Origin of the sequence: Streptomyces sp. AC512_CC834, assembly GCF_019049325.1 — a bacterium.
Taxonomy (GTDB): domain Bacteria; phylum Actinomycetota; class Actinomycetes; order Streptomycetales; family Streptomycetaceae; genus Streptomyces.
Map to the genome: position 1 here is coordinate 62401 of NZ_JAGMUO010000039.1, position 17127 is coordinate 79527.

At 73.2% G+C, this 17127-nt stretch carries 7 protein-coding genes and 1 pseudogene; 7 read left to right on the top strand and 1 reads right to left on the bottom strand.

The window, feature by feature from the left end; translation table 11 throughout:
* Positions 1-13: 13 nt before the first annotated feature.
* Entirely contained in the window at positions 14-2620 is a 2607-nt protein-coding gene (locus tag KUM40_RS16705) for an NB-ARC domain-containing protein (protein WP_217166764.1), read from the top strand.
* Positions 2621-2683: 63 nt separating this feature from the next.
* On the opposite strand, the gene KUM40_RS16710 is transcribed toward KUM40_RS16705, so the two are convergent.
* Positions 2684-4384, bottom strand: a complete 1701-nt coding sequence (locus KUM40_RS16710) for a hypothetical protein (protein WP_217166782.1) — start codon at positions 4382-4384, stop codon at positions 2684-2686.
* Between the two features lie 313 nt (positions 4385-4697).
* Between KUM40_RS16710 and KUM40_RS16715 the strand changes: the two genes are divergently transcribed.
* The 6 genes and pseudogenes from KUM40_RS16715 (at position 4698) to KUM40_RS16740 (ending at position 17040) form a co-directional block, all read left to right on the top strand.
* Positions 4698-6023 carry a Clp protease N-terminal domain-containing protein gene (locus tag KUM40_RS16715; RefSeq protein WP_217166765.1) on the top strand — a complete coding sequence of 442 codons (1326 nt, stop codon included), beginning with the start codon at positions 4698-4700 and terminating at the stop codon, positions 6021-6023.
* A gap of 67 nt (positions 6024-6090) precedes the next feature.
* The gene (locus tag KUM40_RS16720; RefSeq protein ID WP_217166766.1) at positions 6091-7620 is read left to right on the top strand and encodes a histidine kinase; all 1530 of its coding nucleotides are present in this window, start codon (positions 6091-6093) and stop codon (positions 7618-7620) included.
* Between the two features lie 59 nt (positions 7621-7679).
* Complete coding sequence (locus KUM40_RS16725; protein ID WP_217166767.1) at positions 7680-8333, top strand: response regulator transcription factor; 654 nt, start codon at positions 7680-7682, stop codon at positions 8331-8333.
* A 236-nt stretch (positions 8334-8569) separates the two neighbouring features.
* Positions 8570-8928: pseudogene (locus tag KUM40_RS42440) on the top strand (glycosyltransferase); the annotation flags it as partial.
* Between the two features lie 9 nt (positions 8929-8937).
* On the top strand, positions 8938-9648 hold the full coding sequence (locus tag KUM40_RS16735; protein WP_308401169.1) for an NAD(P)-dependent oxidoreductase: 711 nt from the start codon (positions 8938-8940) through the stop codon (positions 9646-9648).
* Positions 9649-9918: 270 nt separating this feature from the next.
* Positions 9919-17040, top strand: a complete 7122-nt coding sequence (locus KUM40_RS16740) for a non-ribosomal peptide synthetase (RefSeq protein ID WP_217166768.1) — start codon at positions 9919-9921, stop codon at positions 17038-17040.
* Positions 17041-17127: the final 87 nt, after the last annotated feature.

Here is a 17127-nt window from a genome sequence, read left to right on the forward strand (position 1 = left end):
CGAAGGGGGATGCGTGGAGGCCGAGTTGGCGGCTCTTGCCGCGTCGGGGTCGACAGCACTGGTCGGGTTGATCGTCTCCGAGGCGTTTGAGCGGGCGAAGAGCAGACTGAACCGGTTCTTCGGGCGGCGGGCCTCGGGGGAGGGTGCCGAGGAGGAGCTGCAGGCCGCGCACGCGGATTTGGACACGGCGCGGGGGGCGGGGGACGACGCCGGTGTGCGGGCGGATGTTCAGGCCCGTCTGCAGCGGCGGCTGGCGGCGGTGTTCCAGGAGGATCCCGGCGCCGCGGAGGAACTGGCACGGTTGCTGTCCGAGCTGGCCCCGGACACATCACGCAGCTACGTCAACCTGGTCAGCGGCGGGGTGAATCACGGGCTGGTGCTTCAGGGCTCGCCCGTTCACGGGGACATCCACTTCCATGTTCCACAGGCACAGGCACAGGCACAGGCACAGGCACAGGCACAGGCACAGGCACAGGCACAGGCACAGGCACAGGCACAGGCACCGGCACCGGCACTCGCGTCGTCGGAGCGCCGCGCCAGGCCCGATCAAGTGCCCACCCTGACCGTATTGTTCAGCAACCGGTCGGCCGAACTCGGTGACTTGGAGGCGAGGTACGGCGCGCTGGAGGGCGGCTCTGTCGGTGTCGACGTGCTGGTCGGGCCGCCCGGGGTCGGCAAGTCTGCGATGGCCTGGCGTTGTGCCGAGAGGGCCAGGAACCGTTTTCCGGACGGGCAGTTGTACGTGGATTTCGCGGCCCTGCGTGACCAGGCCACTCCGTTGACCGGTCCCGGTGGGGACGTCTCGGAGGCGCTGGCCATGTGCCTGCGGTCGCTGCCGGGAGGTGAGCTCGGCATTCCGGACTCGCTGCTCGACCGGACCAATCTGTTCCGGTCGCGTACGGCCGGTCTGCGCATCCTCCTCGTCCTCGACGACGTCAACCAGGCCGCACAGGTCCGCGCCCTGGTCCCCAAGGGGCCGGGCAGCGCCGTACTGGCCACAAGTCAGGGCGGGGTCGGTGACCTGGCGGTCCGGTCCGGTGCGCGGTTGATCCCCGTCAAGCGGCTGGACGTACACGGAGGGCTGCGACTGCTGAAGGACCAGTGCACCGAGGAGGCGGTCGAGGCCGAGCGGGAGGCCGCGGAGCGCCTGGTGCAACTGTGCGACGGGCTGCCCGTGGCCCTGCAGGTCGTGGCGGCGCGGCTGGTCTCCGGCGACAGCCCCGGCATGACCGAACTGGCCGCCGAACTGGAGGATGAGGCCGGCCGGCTGACCGGCCTGGCACTGGACGGGGAGGAGTCCTCGGTGTCCGCTGTACTGGGTCCCACCTACCGGCTGCTGCCGCCCGATGCGGCTCGGCTGTACCGGATGCTTGGATGGCTGCCGTTCGGGATCTTCGACGCCGGGGTGGCGGCGGTCGCCGCCGGTGTCGATGCGGGCGATGCGGGCGATGCCAAGCGTCTGCTGCGGGTCCTGGCCGGCGCCGGTCTGGTGGAGAGGGCACACGACGGGCGCTACCGCATGCACGATCTGGTCCGTCTCCATGCCCGGGAGTGCGCGGCCGAGGAGGAGCCGGGGACCGGGCAGGCGGCACTGACGGGGCGGGTGGGCACCCACTACCTCGTCCTGACCGCCTTCGCCGACCTGGCGCTCAGGAAGGAGCGGCTGCGGATCGCCGACCTCTCGGACCTGCTGCGCAACGCCACCGACCCGTTCGCCGCGACCGGCGGGCCACCGCCGCTGGAGTGGCTGGACACCGAGCGCTCCGCCGTCCTCGCGGTACTGCGCGAGGCCGTCCGGCACGAGCTGTACACCCTGGCCTGGCGGCTGGCCGAGGCGTTCTCCGTGCTGTTCCTGTACCACCGTTACCTCAGGGCGTGGACGGAAGTCCTGGAGCTCGGCGTCGAGGCGGCCTCGGCAGCGGCGGCCTCGGCCCGGACCGCGGGGGAGATCGAGGAGGCCACAGCGGGTGAGGCCCGGCTGCGCAGCCTCCTGTCGCGGCCACTGCTCGACCTCGGCGACAGCGACCGGGCGGGGGAGCAGTTGGAGCGGGCCGTCGCCCTGGCCGGGACGACCGGACGCCTCGCCCTGCAAGCGTCCGTGCAGGAGTTCCTCGGCCGGTACCTGGACGTGGTCGAGCCGTCCGCCGCGGCCGCCGCGTACCGGCGCTCCCTCGATCTCAACGAGCGCGCCGGGGAAACCCGCGGAGCCGCCCTCGTCACCTTCTTCCTCGGCTGTGCGCTAGACGCCCGGGGCGATCACACCGACGCCATGGCGTTGCTGCGACGGGCGCTGCGGGACCTGGAGAACCGTGCGGAGCCCGACCGGCGGATGGCGGCCCGGGTCAAGGCCGCCATCGGCGTCGCACACGGTCGGCTCGGCGACACCGGACAAGCGGTCCGCCACCTGCGGGAGGCCGTGGGGGAGCTTGCGGGGATCGCGGACGGGATGCAGTACGAGGCGCAGGCCCGGGTGCAGCTCGCCGACGTCGCCGAGCGGGCGGGCGGCCATGAACAACTGGTGCGGGAGTGCCTGAGCCGGGCCGCCGACATGTACGAGGCCCTCGGCAACGGCCGGCTGGAGGCGGGACTGCGCCGACGGTTGGGCGAGCTCGACGGCTGAGACCGGTCCGGGGCGCGCGCACCGGGGCGGCCGGAGTGGTGGACAGGGGCGGGCCGAGGGTGGTTACCCGTTCGGCGGTGCGGGACGGAGGCGCAGTACGACGTCCTCGTCCCGCACGCCACCGACGCGCAGCGTCACCTGAGCGCCGTCCAGCGGCAGCCCCGCGCGCAGGCAGGCGTACACGACCGCGGCCGGCAGGCCCGGGACCGGCGTCGGACCAGTGGCCGCCGCCTCCACGACGCGGCCGTCCGTGAGCCCGACCAGACAGCCGCCCCCGCGCACCGCCGATGCGGCGAGGAGGCTTCCGGGCAGCTCCGCGAGGGTGTCCTCGATCCAGCGCAGCGCCCCGAAGACGGTGGACGCGGGCCGGTGCCGGACGAGTACCGAGGCGCTCTCGGTCAGCCGGCGGTCACGTTCGTCGTCCGCACAGGCCAGATGTGTGAAGAGGGCCGCGGAATCCTGGGGTGTGGTGCCGTACGCGGCGACGGGTGCCGGAATGCGGCGCACCGTGACGGTCGGGGCCGTGCCGCCGTCCTCGCGTCCGGGAGCGGTGACGCCGGTCGTCACCTGCCACGAGGTGACCCGGGCCGCGGGCGGATCCGGAACCGGCAGCATCACGGGAGCCGGACGCGGGGAGGACGGCTCCGGGAGCTTCAGCAGGCGGTAGAGAGCGGCGCGGAGCCTGGCGAGGGCTTGTCCCGGCTCGGCGAAGGCCTGCGCGGCGGCCTCGGCGTACCGCTCGGGTGTGTGCTCTCGTAGCGCCTGCTCCACCTGCTGGAGGAGGTCTTTCCGTACGTCGAGCCGGGGCGCGGTGGACGCCAGGTGGTGGACGGCGGTCCCCGGCACCGCGTCACCGCCGAACGCGGCCAGCAGCAGCGGCGTACCCGCCGACGCGCCGTACAACGTCACCGAGCCGTGGTCGCCCACCAGGACGTCCGCGGCGACCAGCGCCGGCCGCCAGGCATGGACGGCCGGCATCAGCAGCAGACCCGCGTCCAGGGCGGCGGCCTGCAAGGTGCGGATCTGCCAGGCACCGTGGGCCGACCACACGTTGGGATGCACGATCGCACCGACCCGGTGTCCGTCTCCGGGCAACTGCGCGAGGAGGCGTGGGAGCAGGTCCGGGTGACGGCCCAGGAGAGAGGACGGCCCCCAGGTCGAACTGACCATGACCAGACGCTGGTGCTCCGCGACGCCGAGCGCCTCGCGGTACGCCGTCCTGCGGCTTCGGCTGCCGACCAGTTCGTCGAAGCACGGGTCACCGACCAGCAACGTGCGCCCGGCCGTCTTGGGGTGGGTGGCGCGGAGTTGCTCCTCCTGCGCCGGATGGGACACGGCCAGCCAGGCGCGGCCCGACTCCAGCAGCGAGTCCGGTACGACTCCGGACAGGCGTTCGCGTGGACTGCGTGAATCCGGCACGAGCTTCTGGAATCCGACGCCGTGCGGAAGCACCAGTACCGGGCAGTCGCCTTCCGGTACGTCGATGTTCTCGCTGGCGGACAGGATCAGGTCCGGGGAGATGCTGCCGAGCTGGTCCCAGGGGGCGACCCGGCATCCGGTGGTGTGGAGGAGGTCGAGGACACCGGCGCTGAACGCGGAGGTGGGGTCGTAGGCGAAGACCGTGGTCACGCGGGCGTCGTCACGCAGGAGCGACGGCAGTACTTCGAGGGCGCGGACGGCGGAGGTGACCGTGCGGGCGGCTACGACAAGAGTGCGTTCGCCGTGGAAGGTGTTCCAGCGGTGGGCGTCGGACCCCACGGGCACGCGAAGCGGCGGATTACCGGTCAAGGCCGCTACCTCCAAGCAACCCACGCCCCCGGCCGGTCAGCGGCTCGCGGCTCGTGTTGATGGTGCTTTCATCGTTTTTCAAACCGGTTGGCAATCTTCCGGGGACTTTTGTGGCGCGCGGGCGGCGGACGTGTGAACTCGTACACGGTAGCGCTGAAGAAGGGCTCAACGGCCGCCGTGCCGATCGGACCGGGAGTGTGGCCGGTCGGCAGGCGCGGGCGTGGGGCGGGGCGGCCTAGCGTCGTTCGGAGCAGCGGGGCAGAGCGCGCCGCGCAGTGAGGAGACTTCGGTGGGGCAGCGAGGGACGACGGGAGACCGGGCCGGTGCCGGGCTCGGGGTGACCACGGAGTTCGAGCCGGAGGTCGTGCAGTTGCTCGTGGGGACGGTGCGCCGGGCGGTGCGGGGCGAGCTGACGGCCGTCGGGACGGACACCCTGCTGGGGGAGCTGGTGATGGGGGACTCGGAGGCGGGGGCGGTGATCGCCCCGGGGATGCGGAAGGCCGGGTCGCTCAGCGGACACATTCAGGCTCGGGCGGGCCGGGGCTGGGTGAGTGAGGACGACGCGCATCCGCGTGAAGCGGACGCGGACGCCGACGCCGACGAGGTCGAGGTCGACGCCGTCTGGCGTGAGGCGTGGTGGCGGTTCGGGCTGGGGCTGCGCGGGGCGGCTCGGGAGAATGCGCCGGTGCTGCCGCCCGCGATGACCGGGGCGATGCGGGACTGTCTGCGGCTCGCGCTCGGGTCGGCCCGCGCCGAGGGGACGGTCTCCGTGCGCTGTCGGCATGTGGCCAGGGCCCTGCTCGAGCTGCCGGACAGCAGGGCTCGGGAGGCGCTGCTGCTCGAGCGGCTGGACACGGGCGCGGCGGCGACCGGGCTGGACCGGCTGGACGCCGGGGCCGCGACCGAAGCAGACGAAGCGGCCGAAGCGGCCGAGGGGGTGGAGTCGTACGGAGTGCTGCTCCTGCGCCGGGCCGGGACACTGGGCAAGAGCGGCAACCGGCTGACGCGTGCGCTGACTTCATGGACCTCACAGGTCGGGCTGAACGGCTCACCGGTGCTGTTCGCCGTGAACGTCGAGGCCACGCGCCAAGCGGTGCGGTGCGGTCGCCGCGCGGCGGAACCGGTGGATCTGCTGCTGGCGGTGCTGGCCCTGGACCGGGCGTTGGCCGTGGCGGGGCGTTCGCTTCCGGAGAGCCTCGCCGAGGCCAATGCCGCGCCTGCCGTCCTGCGAAGGCACGGCGTGCGGCAGGAATCCCTCGTGGCTTCGGCTGCGGAGATTCCGGCCGACGGTGGGCCGGGTGGGTCGGGTGGTCTCGGTGAGGATCGCGGCAGCGTGGGGCTGTCCGCCGCTGCCGACCGGGTCGTCGCGGTTGCCCGGCTGATCGCCGCCGAGCAGGGGTCACCCACCGTCGGCACCGTCCATCTGCTGTCCGCGCTGCTCGACGAGACGGCGACCCCTGCGACGGCTGCGACGGCGACGGCTGCGACGGTGGTCAGCGGTGATGTGGGTGGCGGCTATGCGGGCGGCGGTGGCACGGTCGTGGAGATGCTGGTGGCCGAGCAGGTCGACGTGGCCGCGTTGCGGGCCGCGCTGGACGTCCGGACGGGCGCGTGAGAGCGGGGGCCGACCGGGCGGATACCGTTCGTTCCCGGCAGAGGCGCACGGTGGGGCAGGGGTGAGCATGAGTCAGGTCTCCGACGGCCCGCGCGCGCCGCGACCGTCCGACCGGGTGCGCCGCGCGCCGGCCGGTGTGCCGCGGTGGGTGCGGCGGGAGGTGGTCTTCGGGTGGGCCGCGGCGCGTGGTGCCGAGCGTCGTACGGTCGTCGTCGAGGGGCTGCTCTGTGTCCTCACGGCCGCCTTCGGGCTGGTGCCGCTGCTGCTGTTGGCACCCGCCCGGCCGGTACTGGCGGTGCTGGGGGCCTTGTGGGCGGTGCTGCTCGTTCCCGCTCGCCGTGGCATGCCGGTCGTCGCCGTCCTGGGTGCCTCGCTGCTGGTCGTCGGGAACAACGTGTGGGCGCTGGCGGTGCTGCCGCTGATCGTGATGTCCGCGACCCGGCGCATCACACCGACGCGGCGTGCGTGGCAGGTCGTCGGAGCGGCCTGCGCCGTGGTCGGCGTGCTGACCGTCGTCACCGCCCCGTTCCGGGCCGAACGCCTCGCGTTCCAGGTGGCGGGCAACGCGGTCTCCGTGGTGCTGCTTCTGGTACTCCCCGCCCTGGCCGGAACGCTGTTGGGGCAACGGAGGCCCCTGGTCAGCCTGTTGCGGGAGCGCAACGCCTACCTGGAACAGGCTCGCACCCTGACCGCGACGGCGGCCCGCATGGAGGAACGGAACCGGATCGCGGGCGAGATGCACGACCTCCTGGGCCACCGGCTGAGCCTGATATCCGTGCACGCCGGGGCACTCGAGCTGGCGGCGGCAAGGCAGGCGCCCGCCCTCGCCGGGCAGTCCGAGCTGCTGCGTACGACCGCCGGTACGGCGATGGAGGAGTTGCGCGAGATCCTCGGTGTCCTGCGCCACGCGGACCTGGCCGAGGAGGTGGACGACCGGCCCGGGGACGAGCGGGGCACGCGCGAGGACATCGCCGCCCTGGTGACGGAGTCCCGGCGGACGGGCAGCGTTGTCGAGCTGGACTGGTCGCTCTCCGACTCGGACGAGGTGGGGCCGCGTACGCGCCAGGCGATGCACCGGGTGGTCCGCGAAGGGCTGACCAACGTGCTCAAACACGCGTCCGGCGCGCCCACCTGGGTACAGGTCAGACAGGTCAGGAGTGTGGGCGGCTGGATCGAGGTGTCCGTCACCAACGCCCCGCCCCGCGTGGCCGGCGCCTCCCACGGGGGTACCCGCAGCGGGCTGGCCGGCTGCCAGGAGCGGATCGCGCTGCTCGGCGGCACGTTCGAGTCGGGTGCCCTGGTGAACGGCGGCTTCCGCGTCGCCGCCCGGCTGCCCGCGCAGGGGAACCTGAGCCAGGAAGGCGCCGGGTCCCCTGCGGGTGCCGCACGTCCTCCCTCGGCCAGTCCCCCCTCCGCCAGTCCTTCCTCCGCCCGTCTTTCCTCCGCCAGTCCCGGACACGAGGGGGCCCGTGCCCCGCTGCCGGACGAGATCCTCACCTGGCCGCGGGTGCTCGGCTCGGGCTGCGCCGCGCTGGTCGTGGTGCTGCCCACGGCGGGCTTCCTCGTCGTACTGCTGGTGCTGGCGGCCATGGGATGACCTCTGGTGCTGCGGCCCTGGGACGAGGGGCCCGGCGCCCGCGGTCCTAGGATGAGCCGATGATCCGAGTCCTGGTCGCCGACGACGAGGCGCTGATGCGCGCGGGAATCCGGCTGATCCTGGAGAACGCCGAGGACGTCGAGGTGGTCGCCGAGGCGGGCGACGGCCGGGAAGCCGCCGCGGCCTGCCGCGCCCAGGACGTCGACGTCGCCCTGGTCGACGTCCAGATGCCGGGCAGGGACGGTATCGCCGCCGCCGAGGACATCTCCCGCCTCTCGCCCCGCACCTGTGTCGTGATGCTGACGGCCTTCGGGGAGGACGCGCACGTCACACGGGCCCTGCGGGCCGGGGCGAGCGGCTTCCTCCTCAAGGACACAGGACCCACCGAGCTGATCCGCGCCGTCCGGCTCGCCGCCCAGGGCGAACCGGTACTGGCTCCCCGTATCACCCGGCAACTGCTGGAACGGCACGTACGGTCCGGCCGGGACACCGAGGCCGCCCTGCGCCGCACCGACGAGCTGGCCCCGGCCGAGCGCGACGTCCTTCGGCTGCTCGGCACCGGTCTGTCCAACGCGGAGATCGCCGACCGGCTGTATCTGAGCGCCGGCACGGTCAAGGCGCACATCAGCCGCATCCTCACCCGCACCGGCTGCGCCAACCGCGTCCAGGCGGCCGTCCTCGCCCACGACGCCGGGATGCTCGGGGAGCGGTGAGCCCCCTGGCTGGGGTCACCGCGCGGGCCGTCGTACGCCCCGGACCGGAGCATTTCCGCATCTTGGGCGAGGAAGCGTCGTCCCCGCGTGCCGCCGTCTGCCTTCTGCTGGACGCGGCCCGTCTGAACAAGTCCGTAACCGGCCTGGCAGTCCAGGTGGTTGTCGGTGAGGAAGGAAGTACATTCAGCGCGGTTCTACCTGGCCGCCATCCCGGCTGGCGATCAGTTCGCGGGCTCAGCCCGGCCCTGCGCGCAGTCGCCGGTCCCTCTCGGGAGGAGCCCCTTCGGGCGCATCCCCCTGGAGGCGTTCGCGGCCGGAGCGGGCCCAGTGGTGGCGACCACGGCCGGCGGACTCGCCCAGACCGTCATCGAAGGCGAGACCGGCTTCACCGCCGCACCACGGGACGCCAGGTCTCTGGCCTCCGCGCTCCACCGCGCCCTGACCGTCCTGCCCCGAGAACGCGACCGGTTCCTGAGCGCCGGAGCAACCCTGGTGCGCTCGCGCCACGACTACGAGGCCGGCATCAGCTCCGTTCGAGCGCATCGCCCCATGGGCCCTGGAGCCCGGGTCAAGCGTGGAGGGCCGGTCGCGATGAACTCGGGTCGTGTTGATCAGTCTGGAGTCTCCGCACTCCTTCTGGCGGCTGTCCGGCGAGCACGAGCGGGCGCTGGCGGCCACCTTCCCGAGTCAGCGGGTCCGGCGGAACCGGTCCGGGTGGAAGGACGACCTGGCTGAGGAGTTCTTCGACCTGGCGGGGGCGACGATGACCATCGTCGGCTGTGGCAGCATCGGCGAACACCTCGCTCGCGCGGCCCGCTCCTTCGGGATGCACGTCGTCGGCGTACGGCGCACGCCGCCGGTGGCCGCCGAGGGCGGGATCACGTGGATGCACACTTCGGCAGTGCACCAGGCGGTCGCCATCGCCGACGTGGTGGTCGATCTGCTGCCCGCCACCCGGGCCACGGACCGCTTCTTCGACCGTCACCTCTTCACCGCGTTCAAGCCGCAGTCCCTCTTCCTCAATCTCGGTCGCGCGGCGACCGTCGACCATGCGGCCCTGCTGGCCGGCCTCAACACGGGCCGCCTTCGAGGCGCCGGCCTGGACGTCTGCGACCCGAGACCGCTGCCCGCCCGCCATCCACTGCGGCTCCACCCCCGGGTCGTCCTCACGCCGAAGAGCTCCACACTCAGCCGCACGTACATGGACGAGGCGGTCGCGTTCTTCGCCGACAACCTGCGCCGCTACCTCGCCGACCAGCCGCTCAGCGGCCTGGCCGAGGTGCCCGCTGCCCGCTCTCCCCTCGCAGGAGGCTGACCGATGCCCACCACACGTCACCGCGGCCGGTCGTCGCCTTCGCGGCGACCGGCCGCAACCACCCCTACCTGGCTTTCACCCTGAACTCGCGCACGGGCCGTCACGGTCGCTCCGCACCACACTCCTGCAGGGCACAAGCGGTCGCAAACAGTCACGTCAGCGGCGCGTCAGTTACCGGTCAGTTGAGTGTCAGTGCCATCGGAAATCGTCAGTGCGGTCGGAAATGTTCCCCGACTTCCGCCCACCCAGCTCTTCCGTGAGGAGCACGGCTTGAATCGGCCAGCCGCCATCAGCGAAGTCCTCCCGCTCTCGCCCCTGCAACAGGGGCTGCTGTTTCTCGCGGATTACGACCGTGCGGGAACGGACCTGTACACCCTTCAGTTGGTAGTCGACTTCGAGAACCTGACCGACGCCGATGCCACGGCGTTGCGCGACGCGGCGGCCATGGTCCTGGAACGCCACCCGAACCTCAGGGCTTGCTTCCGGCACCGCAGCACCGGCGAGGCGGTCCAGGTGATCCCGAAGTCGGTGGAACTGCCCTGGCAGGAGCAGATGCTGCCGGGCGGGGACGCGGATGACCTGGACCGTCTGGCCCGAGCGGACCGCCTCGAGCGCTTCGACCTCTCCCGCCCACCGCTGCACCGCTTCACCCTCCTCAGGGGCGCCGGGGGCCGCAGCCGTCTGCTGTGGACGGTGCACCACATCCTGGTCGACGGCTGGTCGATGGCGACGCTGACCCGGGAACTGGCGGAGTGTGCAGCGAGGTTCGGCGAGGCCACGACCTCGAGCGAACGCACTGACTCACAGCCCACCGGCACCCGTTATCGCGCCCATCTGTCCTGGCTCGCAGCGCAGGACAAGGAGGCGGCGCACCAGGCCTGGGCGCGGGCGCTGGCGGGAGTGTCGGAGCCGACGCGGCTCGTGGCGCACGAGGCCGGCGGGGACGGCGACGGCGAAACGGCCGGCGGGGCGGGGCCCGGCGCACTGCCCGTCCAGGTTCCGATCGGGCTCGCCCCCGAGGTCACCGCCGCCCTCACCCGCTTCGCCCGCTCCCGCGGCCTGACTGTCAACTCCGTGGTGCAGGGCTGCTGGGCCCTTCTGCTGTCCCGGCTGACCGGCCAGGACACCGTGCTGTTCGGTGCGGTCACCTCCGGTCGGCCGGCCGAACTGCCCGGCGTCGAGGACATGGTGGGTCTGTTCGCCAACACCCTGCCCGTTCGGGTCGACGTGGACCCGCGGCGTACGCCGGCCGAACTGTTCGCTGCCGTGCAGGCAGGCCAGGCCGAGCTGCTGCCGCATGAGCACCTGACTCTGGCGGAGGTGCAGCAGCTCACCGCGGTGCGTGGAGAACTCTTCGACACGGCGCTGATGTTCCAGAACTACCCCATGGGGCACCTGCCTCTGACACCGGCGGCGACGGGCCCCCGGGTGACGGCCGTCGACATCCACTCGGCCACCCACTACCCGCTGACCCTCACGGTCTTCCCCGGCACCCCCTTCGGCCTCGCGGTCAACCACCTGCCCTCCCGGGTCCCGCACGACGCGGCCCGCACCCTGGTCCTGCGCTTCGCCCGCCTGTTGGAAGCCGCCGTAACCCGCCCCGACGAACCGTCCGGCCGCCTCGACGTACTGCTGGACGAGCCCGAGCGAGACCGACTGCTGTCCTCCCGCAACCGCACCGCGACGGAGCTGCCGGGCGTCCGGTTGGCCCCGCTCCTGGAACAGTGGGCGCGGCGTACGCCGGACGCCCCCGCAGTCACCTGTGGGGAGGAACGTCTGACCTACCGCGAACTGCACACCCGGGCCGAGCACCTGGCATCCGCGCTGCGCGCGGCGGGCGCGGGACCGGAACGGGTGGTGGCGCTCGCCCTGGACCGCTCCTGCGACCTGGTCGTGGCCGCCCTGGCCGTCCTCAGGACGGGCGCCGCCTATCTCCCGCTCGACCCCGACTACCCCGCCGACCGCCTGCGCTACATGATGACGGACGCGGCCCCGGTGGTGACCCTCACGCACCGCAGGGTCCACCCCCTGCTGACGGCGGGCGACACCCCTGTCGGCCCGGTCTGGATCCTGGATGCGGTGGATGCGGTGGATGCGGTGGATGCGGTGGATGCGGTGGATGCGGTGGATGCCGCGGACAGCACACCCCCCAACGCACCCGCATACGTCATCTACACCTCAGGCTCTACCGGCCGACCCAAAGGCGTCGTAGTCCCTCACGCCGCACTTACCAACCTCGTGCACGACATGACCCGCCGCTTCCAGGTCACCCCCCGTGACCGCTTCCTCGCCGTCACCACCTTCGGGTTCGACATCGCCAACCTGGAGCTGTTCGTCCCCCTCGCCGCCGGCGCCGAAATCCTGCTCGCCGACCGGGAGACGGTGCGTGACCCGGCCGCCCTCGCTGCCACCGTCACCGCCTCCGGCGCGACCCTGATGCAGGCCACCCCGAGCCTGTGGCATGCCCTCGCCACCGAGCACGCCCCCGCGCTGAAGGGTCTGCGCGCCCTCGTCGGAGGCGAGGCCCTGCCCGAGCCCCTGGCCAGGACCCTCGTCGCACACTGCGCGTCGGTGACCAACGTGTACGGCCCGACCGAGACGACCATCTGGTCCACCGCAGCCCCCCTGACCGCGGGCCCGCCCCCCATCGGCGGCCCCATCGCCAACACGGCCGTCTATGTCCTCGACACCGCCCTCCGCCCCACCCCCGACGGCTCCTTCGGCGAGCTCTACATCGCCGGCGCCGGCCTCGCCCGTGGCTACCTGGGCCGCCCGGCCCTCACGGCGGACCGGTTCGTCGCAGACCCCTACGGGCCACCGGGGACCCGCATATACCGCACGGGCGACGTAGTGCGCTGGACGCCCGACGGCACCGCTCTGGAGTACGCGGGCCGCAGCGACCATCAGATCAAGATCCGCGGGCATCGCGTCGAGCTCGGCGAGATCGAATCCGTGCTGGGCGCACAGCCCGGCATCGAGCGGGCCGTCGTCACGGCCCGCGCCGACCAAGGCGGCGAACCCCGCCTGGTCGCCCATGTCGTACCGGCAGGGACCGACCGCGACCGACTGCGGGAGCGCGTGTCCGCGGTGTTGCCCAAGCACATGGTCCCTGCCGTGTACGTTCCCCTGGACGCACTGCCCATGACCCCCAACGGCAAGGTCGACCGCAAGGCGCTGCCCGCACCGCCGGACGAGCGGGCGGGCACGGGCCGTCCGCCCGCGACGCCGCACGAGGAACTGCTGTGCACCGTCTTCGCAGAGGTGCTGGGCCTCGATCGGATCGGCGCCGACGACGACTTCTTCGCCCTCGGCGGCCACTCCCTCTCAGCCGTCCGCGTCGCCAACCGACTGCGCGCGGACCTCGGCGTGGACGTCCCGGTCCGCACCCTGTTCGACACCCGCACCGCCGAGTCCCTGGCCCGCACCCTGCCTCCCCTCGCCCCGGACCGGACACCCGCGCCCGCCCCCACGCGCCGGCCACCCCTGCGCCCCGCCCCGAACCGCCCGGCCTCGGCCCCACTGTCCTACGCGCAGGAACGCCTGTGGTTCCTCAGCCGCATGGGCACGCCCGCCGGGACCTACAACATCCCCCTCGCGGTCCGGCTCACCGGCCCTCTCGACGCCACGGCCCTGGCCGCGGCGCTCGCCGACGTCGTGGCCCGGCACGAGAGCCTGCGCACCGTGTTCGCGGAGGCCGACGGGCTGCCGTCCCAGCTTGTGCTGTCCCCCGAGGAGGCGGCGGAGGCGGGCGCCCGGCTGGACGTGGTACCGCTGACCGGCGAGGACGCGCTGGCCGAGGCGCTCACCTACGAGGCCGCGTACGCCTTCGACCTGTCCGCTCACGTGCCCTTGCGTGCCCGCCTGTTCACACTCGGCGCGGACACACACGCGCTCGCCCTGACCTTGCATCACATCGCCGCCGACGGCTGGTCGCTGGAGCCGTTGGCGCGCGACGTCGCGTCCGCCTACCGGGCGCGGCGGGCCGGGACGGCGCCGCTCTGGGAGCCGCTGCCCGTGCAGTACGCGGACTACGCGCGGTGGCAGCGGGAACTGCTCGGTGCGAAGGGCGATGCGGACAGCCTGATCGGGACCGAACTCGGCCACTGGCGCGAGGTCCTGGCAGGGCTCCCCGAGGAGCTCGAGCTGCCCGCCGACTTCGCGCGCCCGGCCCGGGCGGGCGGGCGCGGCGGGACTGTGGCGCGTGCCCTGCCGGCCGCCGCACACACGCGCCTGGCCGAGCTCGCGCGGCGGTCCGGCGCCAGCCTCTTCATGGCTGTGCAGGCCGGTCTCGCGGCGCTGCTGACCAGGCTGGGCGCGGGCACCGACATCCCGCTGGGCAGCCCGGTCGCGGGCCGTACCGATGACGCGGTGCGCGATCTGGTCGGCTGCTTCGTCAACACGCTCGTGCTGCGCACCGGTACGGCGGGCGACCCGACGTTCACCGAACTGCTGGCCCGGGTGCGGGAGACGGACCTGACCGCCTACGCCCACGCCGAGCTGCCGTTCGAGCATCTGGTCGACGAGCTCAAGCCGGTGCGCTCACTGGCCCGGCAGCCCCTCGTCCAGGTTGTGCTGGCGTTCCAGAACGCGGGTGATCCGCTGCCGGGGCTCGAGGGCGTCACCGCCTCGGTGCATCCCGTCCCCTCCACCACGGCGAAGTTCGACCTCTCCTTCCTGGTGACCGAACGTGCGTCGGCGGACGGCGGCCCGGCCGGGTTGGACATCCAGCTCGAGTACAGCGCGGACCTCTTCACCGAGGACACGGCCGACCACATCGCACACGCCCTCGCCGTCCTGCTCGCCTCCGCGGCCCGCACCCCCGACGCCCCCATCGGCGCCCTCGACATCCTCACCACAGAGGAGCGCGACACCCTGCTGACCGGGCACCAGGGCCGGATACGGCCCCAGCCCCCGGTCACGCTTCCGGCCCTGTTCGAGGCCCACGCGGCCGACGCGCCGGGCCGCCCTGCGTTGGTCGTCCCCGATGCGGACCCGTTGGACTACGGCGGCCTCAACCGCGAGGCCAACCGCCTGGCTCATCTGCTGCTCGGCCGCGGGGTGGGCCCCGGTGACGTGGTCGCCCTGGCCCTGCCCCGGTCCGCCCTGACGGTCACGGCGCTGCTCGCCGTCCTGAAGACCGGCGCCGCCTATCTGCCCGTGGACCCCGGCTATCCGGCCGAGCGCATCGCCTATCTGCTTCAGGACGCGGCCCCGGCCGAGGTCCTCTCCGTCGAGGAGGTCACCGGCCGTCTTCCCGGCGTGTCCCCGCTCGTTCTGGACGCCCCCACCACCCTGGCCGAGCTGCGGGCCCTGCCCGTCACGGACCCCACCGACGGCGACCGTACCCGGCCGCTGACCGCGCGGGACACGGCGTACGTCATCTACACCTCGGGGTCGACCGGCCGGCCCAAGGGCGTCGCCGTGCCGCACGCGGGCGCGGCCAATCTGGCCGCCGGCATACGTGCGGGCCTGGGTGCGGGGCCCGGTACGCGGGTGTTGCAGTTCGCCTCGTTCAGTTTCGACGCCACGGTGTGGGAGCTGACCGCCTCGCTGTTCTCCGGCGGCACGCTGGTGTTCGCCACGGCCGACAGCCGGCTGTCCGCGCCACTGCTGGCCGAGCTGATCGGCGCGTACGGCGTCAACCACGCGGTCCTGCCGCCCACCGTCGTGGCCGGGTTCCCCGATCCCGCCGCGCTCCCCGGCGACCTGCGTCTGCTGGTCGCCGGCGAGGCGTGCCCCCCGGCAGTGGTCGAGCGCATCGCCCCGCACGTCGACCTGCGCAACGCCTACGGTCCGACAGAGACATCGGTCTGCGCCACCTGGAGCGATCCGCTCACCCCGGGCGGCAGGCCGCCGATCGGCCGACCGCTGGACAACGTCCGCGTGTACGTCCTCGACGCCGCTCTCTCCCCCACGCCGGTCGGCGTCACCGGTGAGCTCTGCATCGCCGGAGCCGGACTGGCGAACGGCTATCTGGGCCGCCCGGCCCTCACGGCGGACCGGTTCGTCGCGGACCCGTACGGGGCGCCCGGCACCCGCATGTACCGCACGGGCGACCTGGTGCGGTGGCGGTCCGACGGCACGCTCGACTACGTCGGCCGCGCCGACCACCAGATCAAACTCCGCGGCTTCCGCATCGAGCCGGGCGAGATCGAGGCCACGCTGACCCGCCATCCTGTGATCGGCCAGGCGGCGGTGGTCCCGACCCCGACGCCGGCCGGCCGGCCGCAGCTCACCGGCTATGTGGTGCCGGTGCCGGGCGTCGCCGCCGTCGACGTCCCCGTCCTGCGCGCGTACGTCGCCGAGTTCCTGCCGTCCCACATGGTGCCGACGTCGCTGGTGGCCCTGCCGGCGCTCCCGCTGACCCCGAACGGCAAGCTGGACGTGCGTGCCCTGCCGGCCCCGGGTGTGCCGGTGCCCGAGGCCGCCGCCCGCCCGCCGCGCACGTCCGCGGAGAAGGCCCTCGCGGACGTCTTCTGCGAGGTGCTCGGTCTCGCCGAGGTCGATGCCGACGCCGACTTCTTCGCCCTGGGCGGCGACAGCCTGCGCTCGGTGCGGATCGTGAGCCACGCGGCGAAGGCGGGCCTGACGCTCTCCTTGTCGGACGTCTTCACCCACCGGACGGTGGCGGCGCTGGCGGCGGCGGCCGGCGACGCCCCGGCACGGGACGCCGAGGGCCTCGCGCCCGTGCTCCCCATTCGCCCCTCCGGCTCCCTCGCCCCCTTGTTCTGCGTCCACGGCGGTGTCGGGTTCGGCCTGCCCTTCGCCGAGCTGGCTCCGCATCTGGCTCCGGAACGGCCGGTGTACGCGCTGCAGTCGGACGGTATCGCGGCGGCGACGGAACAGTGGCGGCGCCCGAGTGACGTGCCCGCCCTGGCCGCCGCCTACGTCGAACGCGTCAGAGAGGTCCAGCCGCAGGGGCCGTACCACCTGCTGGGATGGTCCTTCGGCGGGCTGGTGGCGCACGAGATGGCCGTACGCCTCCAGGCGGCCGGCGAGCAGGTGGCGTTCCTGGCGGCACTGGACGTCTGCCCGGTCGAGCCCGACGATCCCGACCCCACGGACGAGGAGATCCGTACCGCGTTCCTCGAACATCACGCCCGGGGAACCGCGATCGGCGAGTCGGACCTCAGCCGTCTGATGGCCGTCATGCGCCACCACACCGACATCGCCCGCCGTTTCACCCCCGGCCGCTTCACGGGTCCGTTGACGCTCTTCGTGGCCGCGAAGGAGCCGAACGCCCCGACCGCGGACCCGGCGGGGCGCTGGCAGCCGTATGTGGACGGTCTGGTCATGGTGCACGCCCTGGCATGCGGGCACGAGGAGATGCTGACCGGTGAGGCGGCGCGCCGCATCGGCGCGCTCACCGACCGGGCACTGCACCACGACTGACCGGCCCCGCAAGGGACGGCAGGGCGCCGGCGGCTCCGAACGAGCCGTCGGCGCCCTGCCGTACACGCCTGTCCACGCCGCCCGGCG

Bases quoted from the DNA above. Each gene is read 5' to 3' on its own strand.
- KUM40_RS16720 (WP_217166766.1), top strand. From the start codon at position 6,091: ATGAGTCAGGTCTCCGACGGCCCGCGCGCGCCGCGACCGTCCGACCGG.
- KUM40_RS16725 (WP_217166767.1), top strand. From the start codon at position 7,680: ATGATCCGAGTCCTGGTCGCCGACGACGAGGCGCTGATGCGCGCGGGA.